This is a genomic window from Micromonospora arida, from assembly GCF_003857035.1.
Taxonomy (GTDB): domain Bacteria; phylum Actinomycetota; class Actinomycetes; order Mycobacteriales; family Micromonosporaceae; genus Micromonospora; species Micromonospora arida.
Genome location: NZ_QGSY01000286.1, coordinates 1 through 16613 on the forward strand (window position 1 = coordinate 1; position 16613 = coordinate 16613).

Here is a 16613-nt window from a genome sequence, read left to right on the forward strand (position 1 = left end):
CAGGCCCCGCCCACCGCTACCGTCGACGACCACGTGTGGCGCGATGCCACCCGTACCGGGCATGATTCTCAGCCGGCGCCGGAGCGGGATGTCTGGTCGGTCGCCACCCGGACGGCGGACCCACTCGCCCCGGCCGCCGTACCACCCGTCGACGACGCCGGGACGGCGACCGTACCGGCACCGACCACCCGTCCCGTGGTGCCCGCCTCGCGGGTGCCCGATGACGCCGACGCGGAAGCATCGGGCGACGGCGCCTGAGCGCGGGACCTTCCGACCCGGACCGGCACTGGGCCGGAACCTGGGCCGGACAGCACAGCAGAGGGGGGCGGTAGCGGTGACGCTGACCATCGGAGTCGACGTCGGTGGCACGAAGGTGGCCGGCGGTGTCGTGGACGACACCGGCACGGTCCTCGTGCAGACCCGACGGGACACTCCCGCCGATGACGTGGCCAAGACCCGCGACGTCATCATCGAGTTGGTCGGCGAGCTGGCTGCCGGGCGGACCATCGAGGCCGTCGGCATCGGCGCGGCCGGTTGGATCGACGCCAGCCGTTCGACGGTGCTCTTCGCTCCCAACCTGGCCTGGCGTGACGAACCGCTGCGCGAGTACGTCAGCGAGGCCGTCGGGCTGCCCGTGATCGTGGAGAACGACGGGAACGTCGCCGCGTGGGCCGAGTTCCGCTACGGCGCGGCCCGCGACGCCGACGACTCGATGATCATGTTCACCATCGGCACCGGTGTGGGTGGCGGCATCGTCCTCGGCGGCGACCTGATGCGCGGCGCGCACGGCATCGCCGCGGAGCTGGGCCACATGCTGGCCGTGCCGGACGGGCACCAGTGCGGCTGCGGCCGGCTGGGCTGCATCGAGCAGTACGCCAGCGGCAGCGCCCTGGTGCGGTTCGCGCGGGCCGGCGCCCGGCAGGAGCCCAACCGGGCCGCCGCCCTGCTGAAGCTGGCCGGCGGCGAGGCCGAGGCGATCACCGGCCCGATGGTGACCACCGCCGCGCAGGGTGGCGACCCGGTCTCCGCCGAGGCGTTCGCCCAGATCGGTCGGTGGCTGGGCACCAGCCTCGCCGACATGGCGCAGATCCTCGACCCGCAGACCCTGGTGGTCGGCGGCGGCGTGATCGACGCCGGTGACCTGCTGCTCGGTCCCACCCGCCGCTCGTACCTCGACGCGCTCGCCCAGCGCGGTCGCCTGCCGGTGGCCGAGGTGCTCCCGGCGGAGCTGGGCAACAGCGCCGGGGTGATCGGCGCCGCTGACCTGGCCCGCCGGATCTGAGGCGGCCCGGGATGGGTGTGCCGCTGCGCGTGGTGTCGTACAACATCCACAGCCAGCGCGACGACACCGCCGCGCTGGCGGCGGTGGTCCGGGCCGCGACGCCGGACGTGGTGATCGTGCAGGAGGGGCCGCGCCGGTTCCGGTGGCGGCAGAAGTCCGCCACGTTGGCCGAGTCGTTCGGTCTGGTGGTGGCCGCCGGTGGGCTTCCCGCTCTGGGCAACCTGCTCCTGACCAGCCTGCGGGTCCAGGTGTTGGGCACCCGCTGCCAGCGCTTTCCGCTGACCCCCGGCCGGCACCTGCGCGGCGCCGCGTACGCCGACTGCCGGGTCGGTGACGCCCGGTTCACCCTCGCCGGCTCGCACCTGTCCACCGACCCGGCCGAGCGGCCCTCCCAGGCCACCGAGTTCAAGCGTGGTCTGGACGCGGCGACCAGCCCGGTGGTGGCCGGGGCGGACCTCAACGAGGGTCCGGACGGGCCCGCCTGGGCCACCGTGTCGCGCGGGTTGACCGACGCGGCGGTGGCGGCCGACCGGGCCGAACGGCTCACCTACTCCTGTGCCGACCCGCGCCGGCGCATCGACGCGCTCTTCGTCGACCCGCGGATCACAGTCGTCGACTACGACGTGGTGGACACCCCGCAGACCCGCCGGGCCAGCGACCACTTCCCGGTCCTGGTCGACCTGCTGCTGCCCGCCACCGACTGACCCCCGACTCCGGCTCGACCGTCGGCGCGTCCGGCTCAGGACTGGACATCCGGCCCGGTTGTGGAGAGGATTTCGCGGCGACCGGCACGCCTGCCGTACCAAAAGGAGATGTCCCCGGTGTCCACCTCCACCGACCACGGCCGGCCCGACCCGGAGGCGACCTCGCCCGCGGCGAACAGCGACGGCCGCCCGGTCTCCGACCGGGGCGACACGGTCTGCGTCATCGGGGCCGGGGCCAGCGGCCTGACCGCCATCAAGAACCTGCGTGAGCACGGGTTCGGTGTGGACTGCTACGAGCGGGAGACGGGCGTCGGCGGCGCCTGGAACTGGCGACACGACCGCAGCCCGGTGTACGCCAGCACCCACCTGATCTCGTCGAAGCCGTTCACCCAGTTCCCCGACTTCCCGATGCCGGACTCCTGGCCGGACTACCCGCACCACGGTCAGCTGCTGTCCTACTTCGAGCGGTACGCCGACCACTTCGACCTGCGTTCGCACATCTGGTTCGGCACCGAGGTGGTCCGGGTCGAGCCCGTCGAGGGGGACCGGTGGGACGTGACCACCCGCTCCACCGGCGGGTACGGCCCCGAGCGCACCGCCCGGTACGCCGCCGTGGTGATCGCCAACGGCCACAACTGGTCGCCGAAGCTGCCCCGCTACGAGGGCCTGGAGGAGTTCCGCGGCGAGATCATGCACGCCTCGTCCTACAAGGACCCGGCGCAGCTGCGCGGCAAGCGGGTGCTGGTGGTCGGCGCCGGCAACACCGGCTGCGACATCGCCGTCGAGGCCGCCCAGCAGGCGTCGCGCTGCTGGCACTCCACCCGCCGGGGCTACTGGTACGCGCCGAAGTACGTGCTCGGTCGCCCCGCCGACCAGGTCAACGACAGCCTGTTGGCGCTGCGGGTGCCGCTGCGGGTGCGGCAGTGGCTCTACCACTGGACGCTGCGGCTGACCGTGGGCGACCTGACCCGCTTCGGGCTGCCCAAGCCCGACCACCGGGTGTATGAGACGCACCCGATCGCGAACAGTCAGCTCGTCTACTACGTGGGCCACGGCGGGATCGGCCCGGTGCCGGACGTCGCCCGGTTCCACCCGTACGCCGTGGAGTTGGCCGACGGCCGCGAGATCGACCCCGAGGTGGTCGTCTTCGCCACCGGTTACCTGCCGCGCTTCGAGTTCCTCGACGCGTCGGTGTTCGGCGACAGCGCGGGCGCGGGCAGGCCCACGCTGTGGCTCAACGCGTTCACCCCGGGGCATCCGACCCTGGCCGTCGCCGGCCTGCTGCAACCGGACTCCGGGCTGTTCACCCTGTCGCACTGGCAGACGGTGCTCTTCGCCCGGCTGCTACAGGCCCGTCGGGACCGTCCGGAGCGGGCCACGGCGTTCGCGTCTCGGGTGCGGGAACGGGCGGGGGAGCGGTACTCCGGGCCGGTCAAGGACAGCAGCCGGCACTGGTTCGAGGTCGGGCACGCCGACTATCTGCGCGCTATCCAACGCGCCCTGGTCGAGCTGGAGGGCAAGTGAGCGCGAGGAGTGAGCTTGCGAGCCCCGCAGTCGCGAACGAAAGGCTGGCACGGTGAGCGCGAGGAGTGAGCTTGCGAGCCCCGCAGTCGCGAACGAAAGGCTGGCACGGTGAGCGCGAGTAGCGAGCTGCGGATCATGCGGGGCCGGGAGTGGTCCCGGCCGGTCCGGCCGGCCCGGCGGGAGGTGCTCAGCGCGGTCCCCGAGCTGGAGGAGGGGCGTCCGCCGCTGCTGTTCGTACCCGGGTTCGGGCACGGCGCGTGGGCGTTCGCCGAGCACTGGTTGGGTCACGTGGCGTCGCGGGGGTTCCCGGCGTACGCGGTGAGCCTGCGCGGACACGGTGGCAGCGAGCCGGCACCGGAGGCGACGCTGCGGGCGTACGCCCACGACGTGGTCCAGGTGGCCGCGAGCCTGCCGCGGCAGGCGGTGCTGGTGGGGCACGGCGCCGGGGCCCTGGTGGTGGCGCACGCGTTGGCCCGCTACCCGGCGCGGGGCGCGGTGCTGGTGGCGCCGGTCTTCGGCGGTTGGAAAGTGCTGGGCGCGGCGTTGCGCCGCAACCCCGCGGGTACGTTGCCGGCGGTGTTCGGCGGGCCGTTGCGGCTCAACCGGGGGCAGTTGTTCAGCCGTGAGTTGCCCGACGAGGAGGCCCGGCGGTATGTCGGACGCCTCGGTCGGGCGGGTCGGCGGGCGCAGTGGGCGTTGCTGGGTGAGCCGGAGGCCGAGCCGGCCGTGGGAGCGCCCCCGGTGTTGGTGCTGGGCAGCCCGGACGACCGGGTGGTGCCGGCGTCGACGTTGACCCGGGTGGCCCGCCGGTACGGGTCGGCCCCGTTGCTCTTTCCCGGGATGGGCCACGACCTGATGCTGGACGCGCGGTGGGCGGAGCCGATCGACGCGATCCTGGACTGGCTGGAGAAGGAGCCGGTGGCGCGCTGAGCAGCCAGGCCGTCGGCGGTCAGCCGCCGGCCTGGTGGACGCCCGGGCTGCCGGCCGGGGTGGCCGGCCGGGGCACCCGAGCGGCGCTGTCGGAGCCGGTGTCGGTGCTGGTCAGGCGACTGATCAGGGCGCCGCCCTCGTCCAGGGCTCGTAGGTAGGAGCGGGCCCAGGCCCGGATGTCGTGCTGGTGCAGGTGGGCGCGCATGGCGCGCATCCGCTGGGTGGTGTCGGCCGGGTCGGCCCGCAGCGCCGCCCGCAGGCCCTGCTTCAGTCCTTCCAGGTCGTGCGGGTTGACCAGGTACGCCTGGGACAGCTCGGCGGCGGTGCCGGCGAACTCGCTGAGCAGCAGTGCGCCCGTGTCGTCGACCCGCGCGGCCACGTACTCCTTGGCGACCAGGTTCATACCGTCGCGCAGCGGGGTCACCGCCATCACGTCGGCGACCCGGTAGAGCGCGGCCAGTTCGGCCCGGTCGAAGGGCTGGGTGAGGTAGTGGATCGCCGGCTCACCGACCCGGCCGAACTCGCCGTTGATCCGGCCGACTTCGCGTTCGATGCGCTCGCGCAGGATCTGGTACTGGCCGACGCGTTCCCGGCTCGGCATGGCGACCTGCACCAGCACCGTGTCGCGGACCTTGACGTCGCCGCTGGCGAGCAACTCGCTGTACGCCTTGAGGCGCTGCTCGATGCCCTTGGTGTAGTCCATCCGGTCCACGCTGAGGACGACCTGCCGGGGATCGCCGAGGTCCTGGCGGAGTCGGTGGGCCCGGGCGGCCACGTCCGGCCGGTCGGCGAGCGCGGCCATCTCGGCGGTGTCGATGGAGACCGGGAAGGCGCCGATGCGGACGACCCGGTCGTCGATGCCGATCCGCCGGTCGGTTGCCGGCAGCTCCAGCACCCTGGTCACCAACTGGGCGAAGTTGTGCGCCGCCTGCACCCGCTGGAAGCCGACCAGGTCGGCGCCGAGCATGCCGCGCAGCAACTCGGCCCGGCGGGGCAGTTGCATGAACAGCTCCGGCGGCGGGAACGGCACGTGCAGGAAGAACCCGATGCGCAGGTCGGGGCGGAGCGCGCGCAGCAGGCCGGGGACCAGTTGCAGGTGGTAGTCCTGCACCCAGACCACTCCGCCCGGCTCGGCCACCTCCGCGGTCGCCTCGGCGAAGCGCTGGTTGACCCGCTGGTACGCCTCCCACCATCGGCGGTGGTGTTGCGGCTGCTCCACGGAGTCGTGGTAGAGCGGCCAGAGGGTGGCGTTGGCGAACCCCTCGTAGTGGTCGCGCAGGTCTTCCGAGCTGAGCGCGACGGTGTGCATCCGCACGCCGTCCACGTCCGGCAGGGCGGGGGCGGGCCCGGTGCCGCCGGCCCAGCCGACCCAGGTCGCCGGGGTGTGCCGTAGGAGCGGGAGCAGCGCGCTGACCAACCCGCCCGGGCTGCGCCGCCACTCGCAGGCCCCGTCGGGGGCCTGATTGTCGTCGATGGGGAGGCGGTTGGCCACCACCACGAGAGAACTCTGTCGCATCTCGGGCATTCCGATCAGCAGAGGACTGACCGCCGCGAGCAAGGAAAAACCGGTCAGTCAGCGGGGGAAGTGACGTACAGCGGTATTCCTACTGACAGTAAGTTACACCACTGTTACGCGCCCGGCGGGGCGCTGCTGTCCCGGGATGCGGGCCGACCTTCAGACGACGGCGCCGTTGTCGGGATCGTCCTCGTCCTCGTCGCCGGGACGCAGCCGCCAGATCAGCGTGACGAAACCGGCCAGGATACCGGTGAACCCGAACAGCGTGACCGCGGATCGGTCGATCGGGAGCAGCCACGGGAAGAGGAACAGCACGAAACCGACGACCACACCGAGCACACCGATCACCGCGTACTTGCTGACCCGCGGCAGCGGTGGCGGTGGCGGCGGGTGATAGCCCTCGTCGTCCTCGTCGTCGGGCAGGTCGGCGCCGAAGGTGTCCAACCCGTCCAGCAGCGACGGCTCGTCCGGTCGGGTGCCGCGCCCCACGGAGATCCCGGAGATGTCCGTCGCGGACGGCAGCCGGCGAACGTCGGTGGCGGTCGGACCGGGTTCGTCGGTGCCGGAGCGGGTCAACGGCCCGGACGTCGGCCCGTCCCGGTTGTCCCGCTCGTCCACGTCCTCCGAGGCCGGCCACGGGTGGTCACCGGGCGTGGAGGTGGTGTGGAAGCCCGCCACGATCCGCGCCCACTCGGCGTCGATGTCCGGTTCGTCGCGAGCCGGTGGCTGCTCCGGAGCGGTCTCGTCGGCGAGCTGGGTCAGGTAGTCCCGGGCGGTGGTCAGGTGCGAGCGGTCGACGTAGAGCCGGTCGACCGGGCGGGCCGGCACGGTCGTGGTGCGGGTGACCGGGTTGAGGTCGGCGGAGGGCTGGAGGTAGGCGGCGATCCCGCCGGCGGCCAGCACGTCGAGCAGGTGCTCACCGACGCGCGGATCGACATCGCCGACGACGGCGTACTCGTTCGCGTCGAGCCCGTTGTCCCGCCGTCCCCGGCGGGCCCCACCCGCTGACACCCGGACATCCCCCTTAACGCGCCTTCCGGCGCGGCCACCGCTGCCCTTCGGCGCCCGTCCGCACGCCGTGCTCTGAATCGTGACACGTCAGGGCATGGTTCCGGGAGTGCGTTGTGTCGCGTCTTCCAAAGTCACGGCTGCTCCCGCAGGTCGTGGCGCGGCTCCTTTGTCCGTTCTTGCGCGACAAGTGCGATCTCGGTGAACGCGGACGGCGATGCCTCGGCCCCCGGACGTCGTCCGTTGTGGTGAGAGCGCTCGCTTCGTAGGCTCGTCGGCGACGACGGCTGGCGCTGTCGCGGGCACAGCACGGGAAGGGACGCCGGTGCTCTACTGGCTGCTGAAGTACGTCATCCTCGGTCCGCTGCTCAAGCTGATCTTCCGCCCGCAGGTGGAGGGCCTGCGCAACGTGCCGGCGACCGGCCCGGTGATCCTGGCCAGCAACCACCTCTCCTTCTCCGACTCGATCTTCACACCGTTGATCACCGCTCGGAAGGTCACCTTCGTCGCCAAGGCCGAGTACTTCACCGGCAAGGGAATCAAGGGCTGGCTGACCAAGATGTTCTTCGTCGGCACCGGCACGATTCCGGTGGACCGCTCTGGTGGCCGGGCCGCGCGCGCCGCCCTGGACACCCAGTTGCAGGTGCTGCGGGCCGGGGGAGTGGCCGGCATCTACCCCGAGGGCACCCGGTCCCCCGACGGGCGGCTCTACCGGGGCAAGACCGGGGTGGCCCGGCTCGCCCTGGAGAGCGGCGCGGTGGTGGTGCCGGTGGCGATGCTCAACGCCGACGAGATCCAGCCGCCGGGCAAGCTCATCCCCAGGATCGACCGGGTGAAGATCCGGTTCGGGGCGCCGCTGGACTTCTCCCGCTACGCCGGGCTGGCCGGCGACCGGTTCGTCGAGCGCGCGGTCACCGACGAGATCATGTACGAGTTGATGGAGCTCTCCGGTCGGGAGTACGTGGACGTCTACGCCCAGAAGCTCAAGCAGCCCGTCCCGACACCGTTGGCCGCCTGAGTCACCGCCGGGCCGGCCCGGTCGGCGGTCCGGGCAGGTGGAGCAGGGCCGGCGCGTGGTGGCGGGTGGCGAAGTCGTGCAGGCGGGCGCGGGTCGCCGCGGCGGCGGGTGGGTCGGTCTCGGCCAGCGGGCCGATGGCCAGCGCCAGCGTGATGATCTCGTCGGTCACGTCGGTCATCCGGGCATAGCTCGCCGCCGCCGAGCGCAGCAGTCTCGCCGCGGTCGAGGCGTCCCCGGCGTGCCGGGCCAACGTGGCGTCGGCTACCTGACCGGCCGCGTGAGCCCACGGGGTCATCCGGGGCGCCCGGTCGAGCAGCTGCCGGACCAGCCGGGCCGCGTCCGCGCCGAGCACCCCGGCGACGTGCCCGACAGCCGGCACCCACTCCGCGAACGGAATCATCCGGGTCCGTTGCCAGTCCTCGTCCAGCTCGGTGAGCAGCGCCATCGCCTCGTCACGGCGGCCCTGCACCGCCCGGCAGAGAGCGGCGTGCGCCAGGGTGGAGCGCAGCACCCGGTGGAAACCGGTTCGCCGCGCCGCGACCAGCGCCTGCTCGACCAGATCCCCACCCGTCGCGGCCGGCCCCGCAGTTTCCTCGGGCCGGTCGGGGCCGACCAGCTCGGCTCCGGCCAGCCCGCGCATCCAACCCGAGACCGCCACGATGTGCAGATCCCACTCGGCGGTCGGCCGTCGGGTCGACTCCGCCGCCATCGCCAGCGCCGCCGTCCAGTCGGACGCGTAGTACGACCGCGCCCACTGGTCGGCGAAGCTGGTGGCCAGGCTGTGCTCGCCGCCCAGGTCGAGGGTGAGCTGCTCGTCGACCAACCGGGCCGAGCCGGCCAGGTCGCCCTCCTCCTGCAACGCCCAGGCCAGGTTCTGCACCGCCCGGCGCCGACTGGTCAGCCGCTCCACCCGGCAGTGCTCGGTCACCTCCGCCAGCTCCGGGAACGCCGAGGCGGAGCCGGCCAGGTAGCGCGCCACGGCGAGGGTGATCCGAGCGTTGGCCTGGACCTCGCGCAGCTGGAGCCGCTCGGCGAGGGACGCTGCCGCCCGCGCTGCGGTGCACGCCGGCTCGGTTTCCGCGTTGAGCATGTGCACCCGGGCCAGCTCCAGCAGGGCGCTCGCCTTCTCCTGACTGTCCGGTAGGTCGCCGTAGATGCCGATCGCCTGGTCCAGGCAGTGCAGGGTCGCCGACCGGTCGGCCCGACTCCAGGCGGCGGTGGCGAGCAGCGTCCAGGCGCGCGCCGCCCCCGTCCGGTCGCCGCTCGTGGTGAGCCGCTCAGCCAGCCGGGTGAGGGTGTCCGTGCCCCCCGCCACCAGGAAGGCGTCCCCGTCCCGATAGAACGCCAACTCGGCGTCGAACAGCTCCAGTGCCGGGTCCGGCCCGACGTCCATCGCCAGCGCCCGGCCGACCAGCGCGGCGGCGGTGTCCAGCGCGTGCAGCTCGTACGCGCGGCGGGCCGCCCGGTGCAGCGCGGCCCGTGCCGACGGGGCGTAGGGGGCGGTGTCCAGCCCGACCGTCCGGGCGATCTCGTGGGCCGCCCAGCGATGGTTGGCCAGCACCTCGGCCAGGTCGTACTGCCGGCCGTCGGTGAGCTGTGCCATCCAGTCGGCGGTGCGTTGGTGGCGCAGCACCCGTTCGGCCCTGGGCAGCCGCTGGTAGCAGACGTCGCGCACCAGGATGTGCCGGAAGCGGTACTCGGACTGACCGGGCATCGTCGACGTGCTCTGCTCGTACACCAGGTCGCGACGTTGCAGGCGGTCCAGCGCACGCTCCACCCACTCCACCGGCCGGCCCAACGCCATCGCCACCGGCGCGGCCCAGAACACCACGCCGACCACGGCGGCGGCCTGGAGCACCGCCCGGTCGGCCGGGTCCAGCAGGTCGAGCCGGTTGGCGATGACCGCCTGCACGGTGCGGGGCATCTCCGCGCCACCGTCGAGGTCGGGGCGGGCGGCCGAACCGACGGCGTCGAGCAGGCCGCCGTCCAGCAGCATCCGCGCGTACTCCTGGGCGTAGAGCGGGTTGCCGTCGGCGAACTCGATCAGCGGGGTACGCGAGCTGGACGGCAGCGTCGCCTGCCCGAGGAGCAGCGAGTAGAGCGTGTCGATGTCGGTGTCGTGCATCGGCGGCACCGAGATGGACATCGCGCCACTGATCGTGCCGGTCCAGGCCGGGTGCCGTTCCCGCAGCTCCGGCCGGGCGGTCGCGACGACGAGCAGCGGTACGCCGCGCGCTGACGCGCCCAACTGCTCGACGAAGGCGAGCATCGCCTGGTCCGCCCAGTGCATGTCCTCGAAGACCAGCACGGTCGGGCCGGCGGTCGCCAGGGCGAGCAGGAACCGTCGCCAGGCGGCCTCGGTCTCGCCGGGGGTGAGCCGTTCGCCGGGCACGCCGATCAGCGGCCCGAGCGCCTCGGCCAACCGGGTCGCGTGCGGGTCGGCGAGTTGCCCCAGCCGGGCCCGCAGCCGCTCGCGCAGCGCGACCGGGTCGTCGACCTCGGGCACGCCCACCCAGGTCTTCACGATGTCCGACAGTGCGGCCCAGGTGACGTTCTCGCCGAACGGCGGGCACTGCCCGACGAGCCAGGTGATCGGCGGGCCGGGCATGCTGCCGGCGTGCCGGGCCAGCTCCCGCAGCAGCCGGCTCTTGCCCACACCGGCCGGGCCGAACACCGTCACCAACTGGGAGGTCCGCTCGGTCACCATCCGGTGCAGCGCGTTGACCAGCAGGCCGCGCTCGTGTTCCCGGTCCACCATCGGAGTCAGCTCGGCGCCGCGCGGGTCCCGGTGTGGTCGCACCTGGACGGCCAGCCAGATCCGGCTCACCGCGGACCGGCCGCGCAGGGTGACCGGTGGCTGGTCGGCGTACTCCATCTCGTGTCGGGTGGCCGACCAGGTGCTCTCGTCGACGACGACACCGCCCGGCGGGGCGAACCCCTGTAGGCGGGAGGCCGTGTTGACCACGTCTCCGGTCACGAAGGCCTGCCCACCGTCACGGGTGGCGGAGAGGTCGACCAGGGCCTCGCCGGTCGCGATGCCGACCCGGAAGCCCAGCGGCGGCTGCGGCCCGGCGGGCTGGCGGGCCAGGTTCCGTTGCAGCTCCAGGCCGGCGCGGACGCACCGCAACGCGTCGTTGTCGGTGGCCACCGGCGCGCCGAACAGCGCCATCGCCGCGTCGCCGATGTACTTCTCGACCACCCCGCCGTACTGGTGCACGATGCGGCGCACCGTGGCGAAGTAGGTCTGCTGCAGACTGCGGGCCTGCTCCGGGTCGGCCCGCTCCGCGTAGCTGGTGAAGTCCACGATGTCGACGAAGAGCACGCTGACCTGACGCCGGTCCTCCTGCACCGCGGCGGCGTGGTCCCGCAGCGGTTGACCGCAGCTCGTGCAGAAGTTGACCTCGGTGCTGTTGGCGTGCCCGCAGTGCGCACAGTTGACCCCGAGCGGCTGGCCACACCCGCCGCAGAAGCGGTCGTCCGGCCCGGCCGCGCGTGCGCAGTGTCCACACTTGAGGTCGATGTTCAGCTCCGTGGGCGAAAGAGGTCAGTATCGCGGCTGGTCGGCCCAGTCGGGTACCCGACGTGCGGACGGGCAACGGCATCGATCGGTCGGGGTTAGTGTTCCGTACCAGGAAGTTTCATGTCAGGGAGAGTGCCGTGCAGGTACGACTGTCCGCCTCGTGGACCGATCCGGGTGGCACGCTGTGGGCGCCGGGCGACACGATCGACGTCGATGCGGTCACTCTCGCCGAACTGGAGGAGCAGGGCATGGTGGAAGAGCCTGAGGGTCAGTCGGGCGGGTCGGGGGAGACCACGACCACCTCGTCGAGCACGTCCACGGCTGGTAAGCCGACCGATCCCAAGAAGATCGGGCCGGGGCCGGGTGCGCCGCCGGCCGACAGCACGGAGAACTGATCGCCCGGGTGCGGTCGGCGGGCCATCGGTCCACCGGCCGCACCCGTCTGTCCTGCACGTTTGCTGATGCCGGTCGCCAGTGGCGGCCAGCATCAGCCGTGGCTGCGGGTGGGCTGGTCGGCGACTGGCGGCGGACGTCCACACCGGAGGTCAGGTCGGTGACGAGGCCGGCGACAGGTCGGTCGGTCAGCGGTCGGCCATGCCGGCGCGGCGGCGCAGCGCGGCCACGTCGGTCACCACGATCCGGCGGCCCTCGGTGCGCAGCCAGCCACGGCTGGCGAACGAGCCGATCGCCTGGTTGACGCTCTGCCGGGAACCACCGGCCATCTCGGCCAGTTGGCTCTGGTTGAGCTCGATCGTGATCATCGGTGCCTGGCTCTCGCCGGCCAACCGCACCAGCGTCTTGGCCACCCGACCGGGCAGGTCGAGGAAGACGTGGTCGGCGTTCTGCTCGGTGAGCCGGCGGATCAGCCCGCCCAGTGAGCGCATCACCGCGTCCAGGATGCGGGGGTTGGAGTGCACCAACTCCATGAACGCGCCCCGAGAGAGCGCGAGCGCCGCGCAGTCCTCGATGGCCTCCGCCGAGGCGGACCGGGTGGACGCGTCGAGCAGGGAGACCTCACCGAGCACGTCCGGTGGACGGATAACCGACAGCACGGCCCGCTCGCCGGTGGGTGCGGTGCGAAAGACCGCCACCGCGCCGCGGCGCAGCACGATCAGGGACTCGCCCGGGTCGTTCTCCACGAAGAGCAGTTGGCCCTTGCGGTAGGTGCGCGGAACGGCGGCGGCGATGACACGCTGCCGCACCTCGGGCTCCAGCCCGGCGAACATCTCGACACCCGTGAGCGCGTCACCCGGCTCCGGCAGGCGAACCTCCACGGCCCAACCCCTCCCCCGGTCATGGACCACAACTCGCTCACCGGGCGAACCTGATGGGCCCCGACAAGGTGAACTGACACCGATTCGGCGTCCGGTAGCGGTACACATCAGATCATGACGGTCCGGTCGCTTGCTGTACACCCCTCGAAGCACTTCCGTGACCGTCACGAGCTGCGACGCGCCGTTCACGAGGTGTCGCCGTGGCCGGTCGGCCTCCGGACGGGCCCCGCCGGGCGCGGTCGTACGGCGGTGGGCGAGGATGCCCGGAATGGTCTACCGCTACTTCTACGACTGCGAGTTCATCGAGGACGGCACGACCGTCGACCTCGTCTCGATCGGTGTCGTCGACGAGTACGGCCGCGAGTTCTACGCGGTCTCCACGGAGTTCGACGACTCCCGCGCCGTGCCCTGGGTCCGACGCAACGTGCTCGACAAGCTGCCCTCTCCGGCGGACCGGGCGTGGCGCTCGCGTGAGCGCATCCGCGACGACCTGTACGACTTCCTGGTGGAGCCGATCCGGGATCGGCCGGGGGAGCAGCTGGAGCTGTGGGCCTGGTTCGCCGCGTACGACCACGTGGTGCTCGCCCAGCTCTGGGGTGCGATGCCGGCGCTGCCCCGGGAGATTCCCCGCTACACCAAGGAGCTGCGGCAGCTCTGGGACGACCGGGGCCGGCCGCCCCTGCCGGACGCGGACGCGGCCCGGCACGACGCCCTGGTCGATGCCCGGCACAATCTGGCCCGCTGGCGGGCGATGACCGCCCGTTGAGTGGTGGCCCCTCCGCCGTAGGTTTGACCGGTTCTGTCCCGGGCAACGGTTCGACCAGCCGAGCCGAGGGAGATTGCCATGAGCGACCAGCCGAGCAGCGCCGCGGAGGCACGCGCCCGGGTCACCGGCCTGGCCCGGGCCGCGCGGATCTGCATGCTCACCACGACTGCTCTGGACGGGCGGCAGGTGAGTCGACCGATGGGGCTGCAGGAGGCCGAGTTCGACGGCGAGCTGTGGTTCTTCGCCTACGCCGACTCGGCCAAGGTCCGCCAGATCCGGGTGAACCCGGAGGTCAACGTCGCCTTTTCCGACCAGAAGCACAACGCGTGGGTGTCGATCTCCGGCACCGCCACCGAGGGGTTCGACCGGGCCCGGGCCGAGCAGCTGTGGAACCCGCTGCTCAAGGCGTGGTTCCCCGACGGGCTGAACACCTCCGGTCTCACGCTGATCAAGGTGCACGCCAGCTCGGCCGAGTACTGGGACTCGCCGAACAGCACTGTGGTGAACCTGCTCGACTACGCGAGGGCCGCGGTCACCGGCCGGCCACCAACGGGCGGCGAGAACCACGAGGTGACCTACTGACCGGGGGTGGGATGCCCGGGGCGCGCTGTCGTCGTACTGGCGGGCCGACTACAGTTCGCAGTGACGGCCCGCCCCGGGCCGGCAACGGCGCCGATGGTCTGACCTGACACATACCCTGGGGCATATCGGGCTTTACCTGATGCTCCAGGAGGATGAGCGGATCATGCGTATCGGCGTGCTCACCGGCGGCGGCGACTGCCCCGGTCTCAACGCGGTCATCCGGGCGGTGGTCCGCAAGGGCGTCGCCACTTACGGTCACGAGTTCGTGGGCTTCCGGGACGGCTGGAAGGGCCCGCTCGAGGGTCTGTCCCGCCCGCTGGACATCGCCGACGTTCGCGGCATCCTGCCCCGCGGCGGCACCATCCTCGGCTCGTCCCGTACCAACCCGTTCAAGATCGAGAACGGCGTCGAGCGGATCAAGGACAACCTCGCCGCCCAGGGCGTGGACGCCCTGATCGCGATCGGCGGCGAGGACACCCTCGGCGTGGCCACCAAGCTCTACGAGCTGGGCGTGCACGTCGTCGGCGTGCCGAAGACGATCGACAACGACCTCGGCGCCACCGACTACACCTTCGGCTTCGACACCGCGGTCAACATCGCGATGGAGGCCATCGACCGGCTGCACACCACCGCGGAGAGCCACCACCGCACCCTGGTCGTCGAGGTCATGGGCCGGCACGCCGGCTGGATCGCCCTGCACGCCGGCCTGGCCGGCGGCGCCAACGTGATCCTGCTGCCCGAGCGTCAGTTCGACGTCGACCAGGTGGCCGGCTATGTCGAGAAGCGCTTCCAGCACCAGTACGCCCCGATCGTCGTGGTCGCCGAGGGCGCACAGCCGCTCGACGGCCAGATGGTCCTCGCCAACCAGGAGCTCGACTCGTTCGGCCACGTCCGCCTCGGCGGCATCGGCCAGTGGCTCGCCGAGCAGTTGGAGGCCAAGACCGGCAAGGAGGCCCGCACCGTGGTGCTGGGTCACATCCAGCGCGGTGGCACCCCGACCGCCTTCGACCGGGTGCTCGCCACCCGCCTGGGCCTGCAGGCCATCGACGCCGTCAACGAGGGCGACTGGGGCAAGATGGTCGCGATGCAGAGCACCGACATCGTCCGGGTGCCCCTCGCCGAGGCCACCCGCGAGCTGAAGACCGTGCCGCTGGAGCGGTACGCCGAGGCCGAGGTCTTCTTCGGCAGCTGATCGATCGTCGGCGGCGCGGCGGGCCTGCGGGTCCGCCGCGCCGCGACCCAATTCGAGGGGGTACGGGCCGACATGTCAGCCGGAGTTCACACGGTCGCGGTGATCGGCGCGGGCAAGATCGGTGAGCTGATGCTCTCCGGGCTGCTGCGCTCGGGATGGCCGGTGGACCGGCTGCTGGCCACCGCCCGCCGACCCGCTCGCGCCGAGGAGCTGACCGCCCGGTACGGCGTACGGGTGGTCGACAACCTGACCGCGGTGGACGAGGCCGCAGTGCTCGCGGTCTCGGTCAAGCCGCAGGACGCCGCCGCGCTCCTCGACGAGATCGGCCCCAAGGTGCCGGCCGACAAGCTGGTCATCTCACTCTGCGCCGGCCTGCCCACCAGCTTCTTCAGCCGCCGGTTGCCCGAGGGCACCCCGGTCGTGCGGGTGATGACCAACACCCCGGCGCTGGTCGACCAGGCGATGACCGCGATCTCCGCCGGCGCGCACGCCACCGGGGCTCACCTCACGCTGGCCGAGGAGATGTTCAAGCCGCTCGGCCAGACGATCCGGGTGCCCGAGTCGCAGCAGGACGCGGTCACCGCGCTCTCCGGCTCCGGCCCGGCCTACTTCTACCTCCTGGTCGAAGCCATGATCGACGCGGGGATCCTGCTCGGGCTGCCCCGTCAGGTGGCGCACGAGTTGATCGTGCAGACCGCGATCGGGTCGGCGGTGATGCTGCGCGACTCCGGCGAGCACCCGGTCAAGCTGCGCGAGGCGGTCACCTCGCCGGCCGGCACCACCATCTCCGCGATTCGTGAGCTGGAGAAGCACGGCGTACGGGCGGCGCTGCTCGCCGCGCTGGAGGCCGCCCGGGATCGCGCCCGCGAGCTGGCGGCACAGGCCGACTGAGCGGTCGGGGCGCGTCGCGGGGCCGTGCGTGCCGCATACTGGCCCGGTGTTCACACTTGCCCAGGCCCGGCACCTGGTGGCCACCCTGCAACCGCGCGTCGACGAGTTGATCCGGGTCCGGGCCGACCTGGCCGAGTTGCGCGCCGACCTGGCCGATCACGGCGTGAGCGCGCTCGGCGGGTTGGCCGAGGTCAAGGCGCTGGAAGCTCGGCTGCACGCCGTCGTCGACGAGCTGCACCAGCACGACATCCAGGTCAAGGGCATCGCCCCGGTGCTGCTCGACTTCCCCGGCGAGCGGGCCGGCCGCGCCGTGCTCTGGTGCTGGCTGGAGGGCGATTCCGACGTGCGCTGGTACCACCGGGCCGAGTGCGGCTTCGCCGGCCGCCGCCCCCTCTGAACCCCGCGC

General features: G+C 72.4%; 15 protein-coding genes and 1 pseudogene. 12 read left to right on the top strand and 4 right to left on the bottom strand.

All coding sequences use genetic code 11. The annotated features are described in order from the left end of the window. The 5 genes and pseudogenes from DLJ58_RS29125 to DLJ58_RS29145 all read left to right on the top strand — a co-directional run. Nucleotides 1–258 (top strand): annotated as a pseudogene (locus DLJ58_RS29125) (hypothetical protein); the annotation flags it as partial. Between the two features lie 76 nt (nt 259–334). Beyond that, nucleotides 335–1282 carry an ROK family glucokinase gene (locus tag DLJ58_RS29130; RefSeq protein ID WP_124861106.1) on the top strand — a complete coding sequence of 316 codons (948 nt, stop codon included), beginning with the start codon at nt 335–337 and terminating at the stop codon, nt 1280–1282. Nucleotides 1283–1293: 11 nt separating this feature from the next. Continuing rightward, nucleotides 1294–1986, top strand: a complete 693-nt coding sequence (locus tag DLJ58_RS29135; protein ID WP_124861108.1) for an endonuclease/exonuclease/phosphatase family protein — start codon at nt 1294–1296, stop codon at nt 1984–1986. A gap of 117 nt (nt 1987–2103) precedes the next feature. Continuing rightward, nucleotides 2104–3510, top strand: coding sequence for a flavin-containing monooxygenase (locus tag DLJ58_RS29140; protein WP_124861110.1), 1407 nt, complete (start codon nt 2104–2106; stop codon nt 3508–3510). A gap of 135 nt (nt 3511–3645) precedes the next feature. Then, nucleotides 3646–4440: an alpha/beta hydrolase gene (locus DLJ58_RS29145; RefSeq protein WP_124861124.1), complete on the top strand. Its 795-nt coding sequence runs from the start codon at nt 3646–3648 to the stop codon at nt 4438–4440. A 19-nt stretch (nt 4441–4459) separates the two neighbouring features. On the opposite strand, the gene DLJ58_RS29150 is transcribed toward DLJ58_RS29145, so the two are convergent. Both DLJ58_RS29150 and DLJ58_RS29155 read right to left on the bottom strand, forming a co-directional pair. Continuing rightward, on the bottom strand, nt 4460–5956 hold the full coding sequence (locus tag DLJ58_RS29150) for an alpha,alpha-trehalose-phosphate synthase (UDP-forming) (protein ID WP_244219181.1): 1497 nt from the start codon (nt 5954–5956) through the stop codon (nt 4460–4462). Between the two features lie 159 nt (nt 5957–6115). Beyond that, nucleotides 6116–6967, bottom strand: a complete 852-nt coding sequence (locus tag DLJ58_RS29155; protein WP_124861114.1) for a DUF308 domain-containing protein — start codon at nt 6965–6967, stop codon at nt 6116–6118. 322 nt (nt 6968–7289) lie between these two features. Here DLJ58_RS29155 and DLJ58_RS29160 point away from each other — a divergent pair, with 322 nt between their 5' ends. Then, a complete protein-coding gene (locus DLJ58_RS29160; RefSeq protein ID WP_124861116.1) occupies nt 7290–7982 on the top strand; it encodes a lysophospholipid acyltransferase family protein in 693 nt (230 codons plus the stop codon). Nucleotide 7983: 1 nt separating this feature from the next. On the opposite strand, the gene DLJ58_RS29165 is transcribed toward DLJ58_RS29160, so the two are convergent. Beyond that, on the bottom strand, nt 7984–11508 hold the full coding sequence (locus tag DLJ58_RS29165; protein ID WP_341869935.1) for an AAA family ATPase: 3525 nt from the start codon (nt 11506–11508) through the stop codon (nt 7984–7986). Nucleotides 11509–11639: 131 nt separating this feature from the next. Here DLJ58_RS29165 and DLJ58_RS29170 point away from each other — a divergent pair, with 131 nt between their 5' ends. Further along, nucleotides 11640–11897, top strand: coding sequence for a hypothetical protein (locus tag DLJ58_RS29170; RefSeq protein ID WP_084597913.1), 258 nt, complete (start codon nt 11640–11642; stop codon nt 11895–11897). A gap of 186 nt (nt 11898–12083) precedes the next feature. Here DLJ58_RS29170 and DLJ58_RS29175 read toward each other — a convergent pair whose 3' ends face one another. Next, nucleotides 12084–12776: a Crp/Fnr family transcriptional regulator gene (locus DLJ58_RS29175; RefSeq protein WP_091407574.1), complete on the bottom strand. Its 693-nt coding sequence runs from the start codon at nt 12774–12776 to the stop codon at nt 12084–12086. 268 nt (nt 12777–13044) lie between these two features. Here DLJ58_RS29175 and DLJ58_RS29180 point away from each other — a divergent pair, with 268 nt between their 5' ends. The 5 genes from DLJ58_RS29180 (at nt 13045) to DLJ58_RS29200 (ending at nt 16604) form a co-directional block, all read left to right on the top strand. Further along, entirely contained in the window at nt 13045–13542 is a 498-nt protein-coding gene (locus DLJ58_RS29180) for a polyadenylate-specific 3'-exoribonuclease AS (RefSeq protein WP_112582786.1), read from the top strand. Nucleotides 13543–13620: 78 nt separating this feature from the next. Then, nucleotides 13621–14124, top strand: coding sequence for a pyridoxamine 5'-phosphate oxidase family protein (locus DLJ58_RS29185; protein WP_124861120.1), 504 nt, complete (start codon nt 13621–13623; stop codon nt 14122–14124). Nucleotides 14125–14287: 163 nt separating this feature from the next. Further along, nucleotides 14288–15316 carry a 6-phosphofructokinase gene (locus tag DLJ58_RS29190; RefSeq protein WP_124861126.1) on the top strand — a complete coding sequence of 343 codons (1029 nt, stop codon included), beginning with the start codon at nt 14288–14290 and terminating at the stop codon, nt 15314–15316. Nucleotides 15317–15388: 72 nt separating this feature from the next. Further along, a complete protein-coding gene (proC, locus tag DLJ58_RS29195; RefSeq protein ID WP_124861122.1) occupies nt 15389–16207 on the top strand; it encodes a pyrroline-5-carboxylate reductase in 819 nt (272 codons plus the stop codon). Nucleotides 16208–16253: 46 nt separating this feature from the next. Next, nucleotides 16254–16604 (top strand): DUF2203 domain-containing protein, encoded by a 351-nt coding sequence (locus DLJ58_RS29200; protein WP_036412622.1) that lies wholly within the window; start codon nt 16254–16256, stop codon nt 16602–16604. The last annotated feature ends 9 nt before the right edge of the window (nt 16605–16613 follow it).